Source organism: Methylobacterium sp. J-026 (assembly GCF_022829585.1).
GTDB lineage: Bacteria > Pseudomonadota > Alphaproteobacteria > Rhizobiales > Beijerinckiaceae > Methylobacterium.
Genome location: NZ_JAKSYC010000325.1, coordinates 1 through 204 on the forward strand (window position 1 = coordinate 1; position 204 = coordinate 204).

Below are 204 nucleotides of genomic sequence, written 5' to 3' on the forward strand. Positions count from 1 at the left end.
GACCGGCGTCGGCTGGTTGGTCACGCCGAAGTTCGACACGCTGCCGGAGCTGACCGTGGCGCCGACGTTGAACGGCGAGAAGATCGGGGTGCGGCGGAAGACCGGGTCTTCGATCGAGATCGTCGCCGACAGGCCGTTGCCCACCGTCGCCGTGTAGGCGAGCAGGTTGGTGGAGAAGTTGTCCGAACCGGCGGTGGCACCGGC

General features: G+C 68.1%; 1 pseudogene. It reads right to left on the reverse strand.

Going from position 1 to position 204, the window contains the following annotated elements:
- Nucleotides 1-204: pseudogene (locus tag MKK69_RS31460) on the reverse strand (porin); the annotation flags it as partial.